The sequence below is a fragment of the Sphingobium xenophagum genome, assembly GCF_031457465.1.
Classification (GTDB): domain Bacteria; phylum Pseudomonadota; class Alphaproteobacteria; order Sphingomonadales; family Sphingomonadaceae; genus Sphingobium; species Sphingobium xenophagum_A.
In genome coordinates, this window is record NZ_JAVDWV010000010.1 from 25,491 (window position 1) to 40,741 (window position 15,251).

Below are 15,251 nucleotides of genomic sequence, written 5' to 3' on the forward strand. Positions count from 1 at the left end.
CCGACGAAGGTCGGGGTCCAGTCCCACGCTCTGAACTGGACCCCGACCTTCGTCGGGGAACACAACCTGTAGCCGCCGATCACGGCCCGCACGAGTCAACTCAAAAACAAACTCACCAGATCGGCCGACGAAATCCCCGCCGACCGCAAAAACCCCTGATAAAAGTCGCATCCCTCGCGCGCCAGCAGGTCGAGCTGCTGCTCGGTCTCCACCCCTTCGGCGATGACCTTCAGCCCCAGCGACTTGGCCATATGGATGACCCCGCGCACGATGATCCGGTCGCGTGCCGTGCCCGCAATATCCTGCGCCAGCCCGCTGTCGATCTTCAAATAATCGAGCGGCAGGCTCTTCAAATAGGCCAGGCTCGAATAGCCCGTCCCGAAATCGTCGATCGCCACCGCCAGCCCCTCGGCCCGCAGCGCCCGCAGCAGCGCCGACGCCGCGCCGATATCCTCGATCAGCCCGCTCTCGGTAATTTCCACCGTCAGACGCGATCGCGGGAAGCCGCTGCCATCGACCATCCGCAACAATTCGCTCATGAAACTGGGTTGGGCGATATCCGCCGCCGTCACATTGATCGACAGCCGCAGCGCCGACAGCGCCCGTGGCCAGCCCGCCGCCTGCCGCAACGCTTCGGCCTGAATATGCGCCGACAAGGGCAGCATATAGTCGGATCGCTCGGCGGTAGCGAACAATATGCCCGCGCCCAGCGGCCCATAATGGGGGTGGTTCCACCGCGCCAGCGCCTCGACTCCGCTGATCTGCGCCGAATGGACCGGATATTGCGGCTGGAACACGATGCCGATCTCGCCCCGGTCCAGCGCCAGCCGAAGGTCCGTCTCCAGCCGGTCGGCATCGACCTGGCGGCTCTGTTTGTCGGCCGACAGGATGCGGATGCCCTCGCCGCCCGCCTGCCGCGCATCAGCCAGCGCCGTGCCCGCCCGGCGCAGCATCAGCGTCGCGTCATCGTCGCTCCGCGCCTGTGCGATGCCGCACCGCGCAATCAGGCGGATGAGATGATCGCCCGCGCTGAACGGCCGCCCGATCGCCCCGATCAACTGCCGCGCCAGGAAGGTCGCCCGGTCGCCGCCCGCCGCCTCGCCGGTCAGCCCGACCAGAAATTCCGTGCCCGCAATCCGCGCCACCATCGCGCCCGGCGCGACATCATCGACCAGCCGCTCGATCCGCCGCGCGATCCGCCCCAGCAGCGCGTCGCCCACCACCTGGCCATAGGCGGCGTTCATCCGCTCGAACTGGCTGATCGACAGCAGCAGCACCGTGGTCGGCAAACCCTGCCGCTGCTCCAGCCACGCCAGCGCCGCCTGCCGTGATCGCACCCCGGTCAGATAATCGCGCGACGCACTTTCCCGCTCATGGCCCTCCGACAGCCATTCGACATCGGCCGCGACCATCCCTTCCTCGACCCGCAGATGATGGACCAGCCGATCCCCCGGCCGATCGGGTAGGCCATGCGCCAGCGCGTCGGGCGTCCCGCTGCGCAGCATCGCCCGCACCGCCGCCAGCACCGCGCGCCGCTCCCCGCGCGGCAAGCGTCGTATCAACGCCGCCGGTGTGACCAGCGCTTGCGCAAAACCCAGATGCGCCATCAGCCCGGCGCTCAGCCGCAGTCGCCCGTCGCGCTCCAATTGCCAGTAAAGCGCATCACCCCGGCGAATACGCTGCGCCCGCTGGCTATGCTTGGCCCCACCGCCCAGCCGTTCGACCAGCCGATGCGCCGACGCCAGCACCGCGCGCAATCCCGCATCGCCAAAGGGGGCCAGCAGGAAATGCGTCGCCCCCGCTTCCATCAGCGCGGGCACCCGCGCCTCGTCACTCCCGTCGATCAGCACGATCAGCGCGCCGCCACCCGCCTCCATCGCCGGGACCAAGGGCGCCATCAACCGAGCGGCGTCGCCGCCTTGGCGCATATCGACCAGCGCCACCTGCGCCTCGCTGCGTAGAAAGCGCTGCGGCGCATCGCCCGGCCGCCGCGCACCGATCGCGCGCCATCCCGCCAGCCGCGCCGCATGGCACAGCCCGTCGCGGTCGCCCGGTGACAGGATGAACAGGCTGCGCTGGCCCTCTGCGGCACTTTCTCCGCTCACTATATTCGTCCCCCGGCACCGCGCATCGAAACGCCTTAACAGCAATGCGTTACCGACCTCTTGCCCGCGCTGCAACCGGGGCGCTTGCGCCGCTCCTGCCCATCGCCTACCTATCCCCCATGCTTCCGGCTCCTCCCCCGCGCACGCCGCTGACCGACGGCCTTGGTCGCCGGATCAGCTATCTGCGCATTTCGGTAACGGATCGCTGCGATCTGCGCTGCCGCTATTGCATGGCGGAACGGATGCAGTTCCTGCCCAAGAACCAGGTGCTCACCCTCGAAGAAATCGCCCTGCTGGCTGACCTGTTCATCGCGCGTGGCATAACCCGCATCCGCCTGACCGGGGGCGAGCCGCTGGTCCGCCGCGACATTGGCGATCTGGTGCGGCGGATCGGGCGACATCTGGGCAATGGGCTGGACGAACTCACCCTCACCACCAACGGCACCCGCCTCGTCGATCATGCCGCGACGCTGGTCGATGCCGGCGTCCGCCGCATCAATGTCAGCCTCGACAGCCGCGACCCCGCCCGCTTCGCCCATGTGACGCGCGGCGGCGACATCGCCACCGTCCTGCACGGCATCAGGACGGCCCGCGACGCAGGCCTTGCGATCAAGATCAACATGGTCGCGCTCAAGGGCGTCAATGAGGATGAAATCCTCCCCATGCTACGCTGGTGCGATGCCGAAGGGCTGGACCTCACCCTCATCGAAACCATGCCCTTGGGCGACACCGGCGAGGATCGCACCGACCACTATCTACCGCTGACGCAGGTCGCCGCCGCGATCGACGCCGCGCACCCGCTGACGCCCGTGTCCGACCGTACCGGCGGCCCGGCCCGCTATCATCGCGTCGATGGCCTGCGCGCCCGGCTCGGCCTCATCACCCCGCTCACCCAGAATTTCTGCGCTGATTGCAACCGCATCCGCATGACCTGCGAGGGCAAGATCTTCATGTGCCTGGGGCATGAGGATCATGTGGATTTCAAGGCCGCCCTGCGTGACGGCGGCCTGGACGCGGTCGAACCGCTGATCGACCGCGCGCTCCGCCTGAAGCCCGCCCGCCATGACTTCCGCATCGGCGCGGGCGAAACCGCCCCCGCCACCCGTCGCCACATGAGCGTTACCGGCGGATGATCGACGAGCCGCGGCGCGCGCTCGTCGCGTCCCCCACCCACGCCGCCAGAGCCGCCGAAGAGCGGCTTCGCGCCGCCTATGACTTCGTGCCGATCGAACAGGCCGACATGGTCATCGCGCTCGGCGGCGACGGCTATATGCTGCAAACCCTCCACGCCATGCTGGAAGCGCGGCGGATCGTCCCCGTCTTCGGCATGAACTTAGGCACCGTCGGCTTCCTGATGAACGAATGGCGGCTCGAACGGCTCGACCAGCGGCTGGAAAAGGCCAAGAGCTTCAAGGTCCACCCGCTGCGCATGGTCGTCGACACCGTCGATGGCGAACAATTTTCCATCCCCGCCATCAACGAAGTCTCGCTGCTGCGCGAAACCCGCCAGACCGCCAAGCTCGAAGTGCAGGTCAATGGCCGCGCCGTCCTGCCCGAACTGGTGTGCGATGGCGTGCTGGTCGCCACCCCGGCCGGTTCTACCGCCTATAATCTCTCCGCCCATGGCCCGATCCTGCCGCTGGGGTCGGGCCTGGTTGCGCTGACCCCGATCAGCCCCTTCCGCCCCCGCCGCTGGCGCGGCGCGATCCTGCCCGAAAACACCGTCATCCGCTTCACCGTGCTTGATCCGGTCAAGCGCCCGGTCAGCGCCGTCGCCGACCAGCGCGAAGTGCGCGATGTCGCGCAAGTAGAGGTCCGCATCGACCGCGCGACGCCTTTGACCCTGCTGTTCGACCCCGAACATACGCTGGACGACCGCATCGCCGCCGAGCAGTTCATCGCCTGATCGCAAGCCAAAAAAATCATCAGATTAACGCTTGCCATTCCGCAAAACCCGCTGCTATAGGCGCGCTCTGCCCGGTGAGAGCCGGGCTGCTCCCTGATAGCTCAGCGGTAGAGCATTCGACTGTTAATCGAATGGCCGTAGGTTCGAATCCTACTCAGGGAGCCAACATCCTTCTCTTGCGAAGGATCAGCCAGCACCAACGATCTGGCCAGCATCACCCCCCGACGTCGCAATCAACCTCTCCCTTAGCCAGGTCAACCCGCGATCAGCCGCACGCGCGCTGTGAAACTGCATCATTTCTCGCATCAGCGGCAGCGCAAAGGGCGGCTCGCACAATATCAGCGATAATTGCGGGGCCAGTTCGCGCGCCAGCCGCTCATGCATCAACGCCAGCCGTGTCGTCCCCGGCAACATCCAGGGCACCTGGGTAAAGGCGGCGCAGATGATCTCGATCCGCCGTTGCCGCCCGTGATCGCGCATCACATCGTCGATGAACGTCCCGTCCCGTGACACGCTAACCACGATATGCCCGCTATCATAGAAAGTGTCGGCATCCAGTGGCTTGTGCAGCACCGGATTATTGGCGCAGCCCACCACCACATGCCGTTCCTCGAACACCAGCTCGCGCGGATGATCGGGGCTGAGATATTTTTCCGGCGAGATGATCAGGTCGATGTCGCCATCGTCCAGCCGCTCCAATATATCCGATCGCGGCAGCGTGATCTCGATCTGCACCCCCGGCGCTTGCGCCTGCAATGATCGCAACGCCGGGCCGAGCAGGACGGTCGTGATATAGTCCGACGCAACGATCCGAAACCGCCGCCGCGACTGCGCCGGATCGAAATGCATCCCACTCGCCAAGATACCGCGCAAATTCAGCACCGCCGCCGCGACATGGGGGGCCAGCGACAGCGCGCCGGGCGTCGGCACCATCCGCTTACCATGCTGCACCAATATATCGTCGGAAAAAGCCTCGCGCAGCCGCTTCAACGCCGCGCTCATCGCTGATTGCGTCAGGTTCAGCCGTTCAGCCGCCCGCGTCACGCCGCGCTCCTGAATCAGCACGTCGAAGGCGATCAGCAAATTCAGGTCAAATTGGTCGAGCCGCATCCATCAATCCTATTTGTGGAACTGTATTGAAACAAATCGTTATGATAATCTTACGGAAATTGCGAAAGGTCAATGCGAAGGCGCTGCCCCACACGAAGCGCCGCATTGGGAGGATAGCATGAAAAAACTGCTTCTGGCGGGAACCGCCATATTGCTGACACTGGGCACGCAGAGCGCATCGGCGCAGGAGGCTGGCGCGGCGGCGCAGGACATGGTCGAACCGGGCAATGAAGGCCTGGCCGACATCGTCGTTACCGCCCAGCGCCGCACGGAATCATTGCAGCGCGCCGCGCTCGCCGTATCGGCCGTGACCGGTGACGATCTCGCCAAGTCGGGCATCACCGAAACCGCCAATCTGGGCAAGCTGGTCCCCTCGCTGGTCGTTCAGCCGACCGGCGGCACCACCAGCTTCTTCCTGCGCGGCGTCGGCACCAATTCGCAGAACAGCTTTTCCGAAAACGCCATCGCGTTCAATTTCAACGGCGTCTATGTCGGCCGCCCGACCGCGCCTGCCGGCGTCTTCTACGATCTGGAACGGGTCGAAGTGGTCAAGGGACCGCAGGGCACGCTTTATGGCCGCAACGCCACCGGCGGCGCCATCAACGTGCTGCCCAAAAAGCCCGAACTCGGCAAATTCGGGGCCGAAGGCCTGTTCGAATATGGCAATTATGACAGCAAAAAGGGCTTTCTCGCGCTCAACGTGCCGATCGGCGACACCGTCGCCCTGCGCGTCGCTGGCCAGGTGGTCGATCGCGACGGCTATATCTCGGACGGCTATGACGACGACAAGGGCGAAGCGGTCCGCGCCTCCCTGCTGATCCAACCGTCCGACATGTGGTCGATGACGCTAGTCGCCGACTATTATCGCCAGCATGGCAAGGGTGCCGGTGCCGTTCTGCTACCCAGTTCCGCCTTCGCCGTGCCGGACCTCAATGATCGCGTCAGCATCTCCGACCCGCGCGCCCAGGCCGCCATTGCGGGCTATGCCGCCACCATCTTCGCCCCGCCCTTCTGCGGTGGCTTTGGCGGCTTCATCCGCAGCGGTTGCGTGTCCCAGGCGGGCACCGATGGCTTCCTCGACAATAAATTCTATGGCCTCAGCGCCACGATCGTTGGCGACATGGGCTTTGGCACGCTGACCGTCATTCCCGCTTATCGTAAGTCGGATGTGAAGTTCCGTACCTATCTGCCCGGTTTTGCAGGCGATTTCACGGACCTTGCCGAACAGGCGTCGCTCGAAGTGCGACTGTCGTCGAAGGAAGACCAGCGTCTACGTTATGTGCTGGGCGCCTTCTATTTCGGCGAAAACCAGACGACCGAAAACTTCTTCCGCCAAGGCAATATCTCGACCACCCGCTTCACCCCCCGGCTGGAGACGGAAAGCGTCGCCGCCTTCGGGCAGTTGACCTTTGACGTGACCGACGCCCTGCGTCTGGTTGCGGGTGGACGCTACACGCGCGAAGACAAGAAGCAGCTAACCTCGACCGCTGCGGGCGGCCTCCCCGGCCCGATCAGCCCGCCGCTCAGCGCGCCCTTCACCGGGGATCTGACGTTCGAGAAATTCACCTGGAAGGCAGGTATCGAATTTGATGCAGGCCCGGCCTCGCTCCTCTATGCCAATGTCGCGACCGGCTTCAAATCGGGGGGCTTCTTCGTCGCCCAGCCGCCAAACAACACCTTCGCGCCCGAAACGCTGACCGCCTACACGGTCGGGGCCAAGAACCGCTTCTTCAACAACAAGCTCCAGTTGAACTTCGAAGCTTTCTACTGGGATTATAAGGACCAGCAGATCACCTTCGTTGGCGGCGTGCCCACCGGCAATGGCCTGTTTGCGCAGGGTTCGACCACCGTCAATGCGGGCAAGTCGAAAATCTACGGCGCCGAATTCGAAGCCCGCTTCGCGCCCAGCCGCAACGATCTGTTCAACCTCAATGTCCAGTTCCTTAAAGGCAAATATGACGAGTTGGTCACCGCCAACTTCTCGCCCACCGGCGCGCCGGTGACGACGGGATGCACCACGCTGGGCAGCCGCCTCGCCAATCCCGGCGTCAACGCGGCGCGCTTCTACGACATTGACTGTTCGGGCAAGCCCACGGTCAATTCGCCCCATTGGGCGATCAATGTTGGCTATGAACGGACCTTCCCCCTGTCGGATGACCTGTCGCTGGTCGCGGGTGCCCGCGCCAATATCGAAACCAGCCGCTTTATGAACAGCAACTTCCGGCCGGAAGAAAAGCAGGACGGCTTCGTCATGGCGGACGCCTTCCTGACGCTCGACAGCCGGGGTGGCTGGAACATCACCGGCTTCATCAACAACATCACCGACAAGGAAGTGTTGGCCCGTGCCGGCACCCGACCGATCCTTGACTTCCCGGTCGGCACCTTGCGCCCGCCGCGCACCTATGGCGTCCGCATCGGGTTCGACTTCTGATGCGCGCGCGTCTCTCCCGGCTGGCCCTTGCGGCACTGATGGCGACCTCTCCCGCCTTCGCGCAGCCGGGGCCTGCCGGGGGAGATGCTTTCGTCACGCTCGGCACGATGGGCGGCCCGGTGCCCAGCCGGGACCGGTCGCAGCCCGCCAATGCGCTGACCCATGGCGGGCGCGTCTATCTGGTCGATGCAGGTGACGGCACGGTGCAGCAACTGGCGCGGGCGGGCATCCTCCTGCCCGCGGTCAAGGCGGTGTTCCTCAGCCACCTGCATGTCGATCATACCGGCGGCCTGTCGGCGGTGCTTGGCCTGCGCAACCAGACCAACCTTGCCGATCGCCTGATTGTCTATGGCCCCCCCGGCACGCGCGAACTGGTCGCGGGCATGGTCGCTTCGATGCAGCCTGCCGCCCGTGTCGGCTATGGCATTCCCGACAAGCCCTGGCTGCCCCCGGCCCAAACCGTGGACGTGATCGAACTGGCCGATGGCGAGAGCATCAAGGTCGACGGCATGACCGTCACTGCCGCGCAGAATACCCATTATGACTTCGCCCCCGGCAGCGTCGAGGACCGCAATTACAAATCGCTCGCGCTGCGTTTCGATCTGCCCGGCCGGTCGATCGTCTATACCGGCGACACCGGCCCCAGCACGGCGGTCGAAAAGCTGGCCAAGGGCGCGGACCTGCTGGTCAGCGAGATGATCGACATGGACGGCACCATGGCCAATGTCGCGCGCAATTCGCCGAACATGCCAGCCCCCGCCAAGCAACAGCTCGAACAGCATCTGTCCACCCATCATCTGCCCCCCGACGCGGTCGGGCGGCTCGCCGCCGGCGCAGGCGTCAAGTCGCTGGTGGTCACCCATTTCGCCGCAGGCACGCCCGATCCGGCGCGCACCCGCAGCTATGTCACCCAGATCCGCGCGCATTTTCGCGGGCCGATCGCCATCGCCAATGATCTCGACCGTTTCTGAAAGGCACCTCATGCAAGCCTGTAACATTCTCGTCATCGGTGGCGGCATCGGTGGCCTGACCGCCGCCATCGCCCTGCGCGCCCGCGGCTTCGCCGTCACGGTGATCGAGCGCGATCCCGACTGGTCGGTCTATGGCGTGGGCATCATCCAGCAGTCGAATGTCATCCGGGCGATGGCACAGCTCGGCCTGATCGACGAATATGTCTCCGCAGGCGTCGGCTTCGACGCGGTCGAAATCTACACCCCCACCGGCGTCCGCGTCGCGCGCGTGCCCACCCCCCGACTGGTCGACGGCTATCCCGCCAATATGGGCATTGGCCGCCCCGCCTTGCACAAGATGCTGGGCGACCGCACCATCGCCAGCGGCGCGCATGTGCTGCTCGGCGTCACCGCCATGGAACTGAATGACGATGGCGAAGGGGTGGACGTCCGCTTCTCGAACGGCTTGTCGGAACGCTATGATCTGGTGATTGGCGCCGACGGCGTCTATTCGCAGACCCGCGCGATGCTCTTCCCCGACGCGCCGCGCCCGGAATTTACCGGACAGGCGGTATGGCGCTACAACCTGCCCCGCCCGGCCGATTTTGACGCCTTGCACGTCTATAACGGTCCCACCGGCGTCGGGCTGGTGCCCATCTCCGATGATCTGATGTATATCTATGTCACCACCCCGGAACCCGGCAACCCGCGCTACCCGCGCGAGGGCCAGGCCGCGTTGATGCGCTCGAAGATGACCGGCTGCGCGCCCTTCATTCAGGAACTGGCCGAACAAATCGTCGATGATGCAGGTGTCGTCTATCGCCCGCTCGAAGCGATGATGATCGACGGTCCCTGGCACAAGGGCCGGATCGCGCTGCTGGGCGACGCCGTCCACGCCACCACCCCGCATCTGGGCCAAGGCGCAGGCATGGCGATCGAGGACAGCCTGGTGCTGGCCGAGGAACTCGCCACCCATGACGATATCGAAACCGCGCTCACAGCCTATCATGATCGTCGCCTGGAACGCTGCGCCTATATCGTCCGCTCCAGCGTCGCCATCTGCATGGGCCAGATCGGCAAAGGCCCACCGGTCGATAATGCCAAGGCGACCCAGGAAATGTTCGACGTCGTCGCGCAACCGATCTGATTAACGAACAGGAGCAAGGGCGATGCGACACGCGACAACCCGCCATGGGGTGATCCTCATGCTCGCGGCGGTGATGCCGACCATGGCGATCATCGCGCTGGTCCCCGTCCTGCCCCTGCTGCTGCGCGAGTTTGCCGACGTGCCGGGCGCCGCGGTGCTGGTGCCGATGGCGCTGACCGTGCCCGCCCTGTGCGTGGCGCTGTTCTCGCCACTTGCGGGCTGGCTGTCTGATCGGCTGGGGCGCAAGCGCCTGCTGATCGGCGCATTGCTCGGCTATGCGGGCTTTGGCCTGCTCCCGCTCCTGCTCGACAGCCTCTATGCCATCTTCGCCGTGCGCGTTGCACTGGGATTGGCCGAGGCGGTGATCATGACCGTCGCGACCGCGATGGTGGGCGATTATTTCGAAGGCGAACGGCGCGAACGCTGGGTGTCGATCCAGATCGCGACCGCCAGCGTCAGCGCCATCGCCCTGATCGCCATGGGCGGCGCACTGGGCGAAATCTTCGGATCGCGTGGGCCGTTCTGGATGTATCTGCTGGCGCTGCCGGTGGCCGCCGCCGCCGCCTTCATCCTGTTCGAACCGCATAAGGTAACCAAGGCACGGTCTGGACTGCCCGACCCATCGGTGCTGCGGAGTATCGGTGGCCTTGTCGCGATCACTTTCGGCATCGGCCTGCTCTTCTACACGATCGTCGTGCAACTCGGCCCGGTGATCGAAGCGACCGGCGTAACGTCGCCCGCGCTGATCGGCGTCGCTGGGGCCGCCGCCAATGTCGGTGTCATGCTCGGCTCGCTGCTATTTGGCCGGGTCAAGGCGCGGCCTGCGCCGCATCTGCTCGCCTGGGGCCTGCCGCTCGTCGCGCTCGGCTATGTCGGCGTCGCCCTCTCCACGGATTTCGCCCTGACGGTCGCGTCCGCCGTCGTCATCTGCATCGGCAACGGGCTGATGCTGCCGACCATGCTGGCCTGGGTATTGCGCCGACTGCCGCCCGCCACGCGCGGTCGCGGCACCGGCGTCTGGACCGGCGCCTTCTTCCTGGCCCAGTTCGTCGCGCCGATCGTCGCGACGGCCTTGTCCAGCCTGCTCGGCGGGATGGCGGGCACCTTCCTTTTCTTCAGCGCGGCGGCGGCGATCGGTGCAGGCATCGCCCTTCTGCGCTACCGCCATGCCCAGCCAAATCTTCAAGGAGTAACATCATGACCACCCCCATCCGCCGCGTCGTGACGGGCCATAACGCCCAAGGCCATGCCATCATTCAGGAAGACGGCCCCGCGCCCCGCGTCCAGCAGATTGGCGGCCCCGCCGGGCCGATGTTCCACGAAATCTGGAATACCCAGGCGACCCCCGCGCCGATCGACGCCGCATCGGGCGAACCCGCCGAAGACGGCATCAAACTCGCACCGCCCAAGGGCGGCACCCGCATCCGCGTGCTCGACATCCCGCCCGAAGGCGACACCATCCGCACCATGTCACCCGAAGAGGCGCGCGCCCATTTCGCCGAAGTCGGTGCCAGCGACGCCTCCGCCCATAGCGGCGAAACCACCCGCCACGCACTGATGCACCGCACCGAAACCATCGACTATGGCATCGTGTTGGAAGGCGAACTGGTGCTGATCGTGGACGAAGGCGAAACCACCGTCCGCGCCGGCGACATCGTCATCCAGCGCGGGACCAACCATGGCTGGTCCAACCGCTCGGACAGCAATTGCCGCATCGCCTTCATCCTGATCGACGGCACGTTCGAGCCTGAACTGCAGCAATAATGCGGATCGCCATCACCGGGGCGGCCGGGTTCGTCGGCCAGGCGGTCGTCCGCCAGTTGCGCCAGAGCCGCCCCGATGTGGATCTGCTGCTGGCGGATCGGGCCTTCACCGGCCCGTCCGCCTATCCGACGCTCGTCGGCGACCTGACCGACCCGGCGATCGTCCGCGCGCTATGCGCCCCGGAAACCGACGTCCTGCTGCATCTCGCCGCCCTCCCCGGCGGCGCAGCCGAACGCGATCCGCAGGCGTCGCGGGCGATCAATCTGGATGTGCCCCTGGCCCTCATCGAAGCGATGGCGGGACGCCGCGTCATTCTCGCCGGGTCGATCGCCGTGTTCGGCGGCACATTGCCGACACAGGTTGACGATAGCACCCCGCCCGCCCCGGCCAGCGTCTATGGCGTACACAAATATATGGTCGAAATCGCCTTCACCGACGCCGTCCGGCGCGGTGCGATCCGGGGCATGGCGCTACGCCTCCCCGGCATCGTCGCCCGCCCGGCAGCCGCTGGCGGCTTCGGCTCGGCGTTTTTGAGCGACATCTTCCACGCCGCAAAAGCGGGCACGCCCTATGCCATCCCCGTCGCCCCCGATGCCACCAGTTGGCTCCTGTCCGCCCGCAGCTGCGCCGCCAATCTGGTCGCCGCCGCCTTGAGCGACGCGACCGCGCAACAAGCCGTCACCATCCCGGCCTTGCAGGTCAGGATCGGCGATCTGGTCGATACGCTCGCCCGGTTCGGCGACGTTGGCGCCCTGTCCTTCAAAGAGGACGCCACCACCCGCCGCACCTTTGGCAGCTACCCCCCGCTGACGACCCGCCGCGCCGACGATCTCGGCTTTCGCCATGACGGCAGCTTGACCCAATTGGTGGAGACCGTGCTTGCAGACCTCTGACCCGCTCGCAGCCTTCCGACTGGAGGGCAAGACAGCGCTCATCACCGGCCCGACGCGCGGCATAGGCCTCGCCATCGCCCGCCTATTCGCTGGCGCGGGTGCCCGGCTGGTACTGGCCGATATCGACGCCCCGGCCTGCGACGCGCTCGCCGCTACGCTCGGCGCGATATCGCTGCCCACTGATGTCAGCGACGCCGCCGCGCTCGCGCATCTCGCGGACCAGGCCGAAGCCCAGACCGGTGGCATCGACATTTTGGTGTGCAATGCAGGCATCGCCGGATCGGCCGCACCGATGCACGCCATGGCGGATTCCGACCGCGACACGCTCTATACGGTCAACCTGCTCCACCCGCTCCGCCTCACCGGGCTGATCGCGCCCCGCATGGCCGCGCGCGGACGCGGCAGCATCGTCCATCGCGGGCCTGCGCGGCAACGCCATGCTCGGCCATTATGGCATGACCAAGGCTGCCCTGGCGCAGTTAGCCCGCAATCTCGCGGTGGAATGGGGTCCGTCCGGCGTCCGCACCAACGCCATCGCGCCCGGCCTCATCGAAACCGAATGGGCGGGCGCGATCCTGTCCAGCCCGGACCGCGCCGAACGCCGCCTCGGCCTCACCCCGCTCCGCCGTGCAGGCTCGCCCGATGAGATTGCCGCCACCGCGCTCTACCTGGCGAGTGACGCCGGTGGCTTCACCACCGGCCAGACGATCGTGGTCGATGGTGGCACGCTCATCTCCGACGGCAGCCAATTACCCCGCCGCCACCCGCTGATCGATCACGCCAAAGGGCGAATCTCCCTCGCCCGCGCGCATCGTCACGCGGCTGCCGAACGGCAGGAAAGATGTTTTGGGGGCACCATGGGCGATCATTTCGATCGCGCGGCGTTCGGACAGGCAGGTGGAGCCGACCGTTTCATGTTCCGCATTGGATACGGTGCCGGAGCCGATGATCGTGCCGGCAGGCAGCGAGCGCGAGCGGGCAGCGTGGGCGATCAGTTCGTGGAAGCCATAGGCCATCGCCGCGCCATTGGGATGGCCGAACCATTCCCCATCCACCTCGACCGTCAGCGGCAGGCAGACGCGACCGTCGCGCCAGGCATCGCCCAGAACGTCAGGCGTCACTGCGAACGGCGCGACGCTGCAGGCGGGCTTGGCCTGCACCCAGCCAAAGCCCGTCTTCATCTCGACCGGCGCGATCGCGCGCAGCGACCAGTCGTTGATCAGGACAACGAACCGGACATGGTCGAGCGCATCGGCCGCGCAACAGCCCATCGGCACGTCACCCGTGATTACGCCAAATTCTCCTTCAAAATCAATACCATCCGCTTCTCTGGGGAAGGGCACATCATCGGTCGGCGCGATGAACTGGTGGCTCATCCCCTGATACATGAGCGGCAGGTCGGTTTCGATCGGCGGCATGTTGAACGCCGTTTCCATCAATTTGGCGTGATTGGCGAAGGCCGATCCGTCCAGCCACTGCCAGGCGCGCGGCAAGGGCGCGGCGAAATCCTGCGGCGACACGGCTTCACCCGATTGCGCTGCCCGCGCCGCATTAGCCAGCGCATCCTGCGCCGCGTCCCAATCGTCCAGCGCCGCCTGTAGCGTCGCATAGCCTGCGACCGGCGCGACCCGCGCGCCATCGTCGCTGACGGCTACCAGCGTGCCGTCACGGCCGCCGCGCTTCAATGTTGCCAGACGCATTGTTCACTCCCCTGCAAAAAAATCAACGACGGCGGGATCATGGCCCGCCGTCGCATTTATAGTATTGTGATAGTCCGCCCGCTTACCCAGCGTGGCCGCCCAGCGTGTCGGCGAACCAGTCGGCGATATAGTCGCAGCCATAGCTCATATTGTCGGCCCCGACATGCTCGACCCCGCCTTCGCGCTCGGTGAACAGTTTGAGTTCGCGGCGTGGCGAATTGACGAGTTGGTCATAGCAATCCTGCGCATAATCGACGCTGATCTGCCGGTCCTTCGCGCCATGGGTCACGAGGAAAGGCACCTTCACGCCGTCCATATGGCCGCCGTTCAGGTTCATGTCCTTCGCCTTTTCCAGGAAGTCCTCCATGGTGTCGGCGCCGAAGGCCCACATGACATGCGCCCAGTAATGGGGGACGGGATTTTCGCCTTCGCGGTTCAGGCGCTTCTGCTGCACCTCAGCCCAATTATGGTTGGCACCCCAGCAGGCGCCGCTGGCGAAGCGCGGTTCATAAGCGACAGCGCGCGGCGCGAAATGGCCGCCCAGCGAAATGCCGGTCATGCCGATCCGCTTGGGATCAGCGTCGGGCTGGGTTTCCAGCCAATCGACCGCCTTGCTCGCCCAATTTTCGCTATGCGGATCGACTGGCAGCTGCTGCAAGCGCAACGCCTCGCCGCTGCCCGGCTGATCGACGCTCAGCGTCGAAATGCCGCGCCGTGCCAGCGCTTCGGGCAAGTTCGACCAATAGAGCAGTTCCTTACAGCTATCGAGGCCGTTGCAATAGACCACGACCGGATGCGGCCCTGGTCCCGCCGCACGGGTATAGAGCGCGGGCATCGTGCCCTGCGCCAGCGGGATTTCCACCCGCTCGCGGTTGATCTTGCCCAGCGCCGTCGAGCGATCAAAGATGTCGCGCGCCTTGGCATAGGTTTCTTCGCGGCCCGGAGCGCCATGGCCCTGCATCCGCTCGGCCACGAACAGATAAAGCGCGGCACGCTCCATCTTGTCGGAGGCGGAGAAAGCGCGCCCGGCGGCGATGTCTTCATCAGCGAGGCCGATCAGCCGCTCGGCCATCGCGACCCACTGGGCCATGAACTGGGGCGTGCCCGCATCCGCGCCGGAGGCCGCCGCATCGCGGATCGGCTGGCACATATCGACGATTTCGCCGATCTTGCCGCCGCTTTCCAGCGCGATCGAAACCGACAGGTTCCAGATATAGTTGGGGAAATATTCAAACAAAGCCATGG

At 65.7% G+C, this 15,251-nt stretch carries 12 protein-coding genes, 1 tRNA gene and 1 pseudogene; 10 read left to right on the forward strand and 4 right to left on the reverse strand.

All coding sequences use genetic code 11. The annotated features are described in order from the left end of the window. Positions 1-95: 95 nt before the first annotated feature. The gene (locus tag J2W40_RS11670; protein ID WP_310224917.1) at positions 96-2,105 is read right to left on the reverse strand and encodes a putative bifunctional diguanylate cyclase/phosphodiesterase; all 2,010 of its coding nucleotides are present in this window, start codon (positions 2,103-2,105) and stop codon (positions 96-98) included. Positions 2,106-2,224: 119 nt separating this feature from the next. Between J2W40_RS11670 and moaA the strand changes: the two genes are divergently transcribed. The 3 genes from moaA to J2W40_RS11685 all read left to right on the forward strand — a co-directional run bounded on the left by moaA (position 2,225) and on the right by J2W40_RS11685 (position 4,176). Then, positions 2,225-3,238, forward strand: coding sequence for a GTP 3',8-cyclase MoaA (gene moaA, locus J2W40_RS11675; RefSeq protein WP_310225188.1), 1,014 nt, complete (start codon positions 2,225-2,227; stop codon positions 3,236-3,238). Then, the gene (locus tag J2W40_RS11680; RefSeq protein ID WP_037475318.1) at positions 3,235-4,011 is read left to right on the forward strand and encodes an NAD kinase; all 777 of its coding nucleotides are present in this window, start codon (positions 3,235-3,237) and stop codon (positions 4,009-4,011) included. The genes moaA and J2W40_RS11680 overlap by 4 nt, the downstream gene beginning before the upstream one ends. A 90-nt stretch (positions 4,012-4,101) precedes the next feature. Then, positions 4,102-4,176 (forward strand) — tRNA-Asn (locus J2W40_RS11685). Positions 4,177-4,197: 21 nt separating this feature from the next. Here J2W40_RS11685 and J2W40_RS11690 read toward each other — a convergent pair. Beyond that, positions 4,198-5,121, reverse strand: a complete 924-nt coding sequence (locus J2W40_RS11690) for a LysR family transcriptional regulator (protein WP_310224920.1) — start codon at positions 5,119-5,121, stop codon at positions 4,198-4,200. A 118-nt stretch (positions 5,122-5,239) separates the two neighbouring features. Between J2W40_RS11690 and J2W40_RS11695 the strand changes: the two genes are divergently transcribed. The 7 genes and pseudogenes from J2W40_RS11695 to J2W40_RS11725 form a co-directional block, all read left to right on the forward strand. Continuing rightward, positions 5,240-7,552 carry a TonB-dependent receptor gene (locus tag J2W40_RS11695; RefSeq protein WP_310224923.1) on the forward strand — a complete coding sequence of 771 codons (2,313 nt, stop codon included), beginning with the start codon at positions 5,240-5,242 and terminating at the stop codon, positions 7,550-7,552. Then, on the forward strand, positions 7,552-8,523 hold the full coding sequence (locus J2W40_RS11700; protein WP_310224925.1) for an MBL fold metallo-hydrolase: 972 nt from the start codon (positions 7,552-7,554) through the stop codon (positions 8,521-8,523). The genes J2W40_RS11695 and J2W40_RS11700 overlap by 1 nt, the downstream gene beginning before the upstream one ends. A 10-nt stretch (positions 8,524-8,533) precedes the next feature. Next, a complete protein-coding gene (locus J2W40_RS11705; RefSeq protein WP_310224927.1) occupies positions 8,534-9,649 on the forward strand; it encodes an FAD-dependent oxidoreductase in 1,116 nt (371 codons plus the stop codon). Positions 9,650-9,671: 22 nt separating this feature from the next. Next, positions 9,672-10,850 (forward strand): MFS transporter, encoded by a 1,179-nt coding sequence (locus J2W40_RS11710; RefSeq protein WP_310224929.1) that lies wholly within the window; start codon positions 9,672-9,674, stop codon positions 10,848-10,850. Beyond that, positions 10,847-11,413, forward strand: coding sequence for a cupin domain-containing protein (locus tag J2W40_RS11715; RefSeq protein WP_310224931.1), 567 nt, complete (start codon positions 10,847-10,849; stop codon positions 11,411-11,413). The genes J2W40_RS11710 and J2W40_RS11715 overlap by 4 nt, the downstream gene beginning before the upstream one ends. Beyond that, positions 11,413-12,306, forward strand: a complete 894-nt coding sequence (locus J2W40_RS11720) for an NAD-dependent epimerase/dehydratase family protein (RefSeq protein ID WP_310224933.1) — start codon at positions 11,413-11,415, stop codon at positions 12,304-12,306. The genes J2W40_RS11715 and J2W40_RS11720 overlap by 1 nt, the downstream gene beginning before the upstream one ends. Continuing rightward, positions 12,293-12,971 (forward strand): annotated as a pseudogene (locus tag J2W40_RS11725) (SDR family NAD(P)-dependent oxidoreductase); the annotation flags it as partial. The gene J2W40_RS11720 and the pseudogene J2W40_RS11725, both read left to right, overlap by 14 nt. A gap of 84 nt (positions 12,972-13,055) precedes the next feature. On the opposite strand, the gene J2W40_RS11730 reads toward J2W40_RS11725, so the two are convergent. Both J2W40_RS11730 and J2W40_RS11735 read right to left on the reverse strand, forming a co-directional pair. Then, a complete protein-coding gene (locus tag J2W40_RS11730; protein WP_310224935.1) occupies positions 13,056-14,006 on the reverse strand; it encodes a fumarylacetoacetate hydrolase family protein in 951 nt (316 codons plus the stop codon). 82 nt (positions 14,007-14,088) lie between these two features. Beyond that, positions 14,089-15,249 (reverse strand): alpha/beta hydrolase family protein, encoded by a 1,161-nt coding sequence (locus J2W40_RS11735; protein ID WP_310224936.1) that lies wholly within the window; start codon positions 15,247-15,249, stop codon positions 14,089-14,091. Positions 15,250-15,251: the final 2 nt, after the last annotated feature.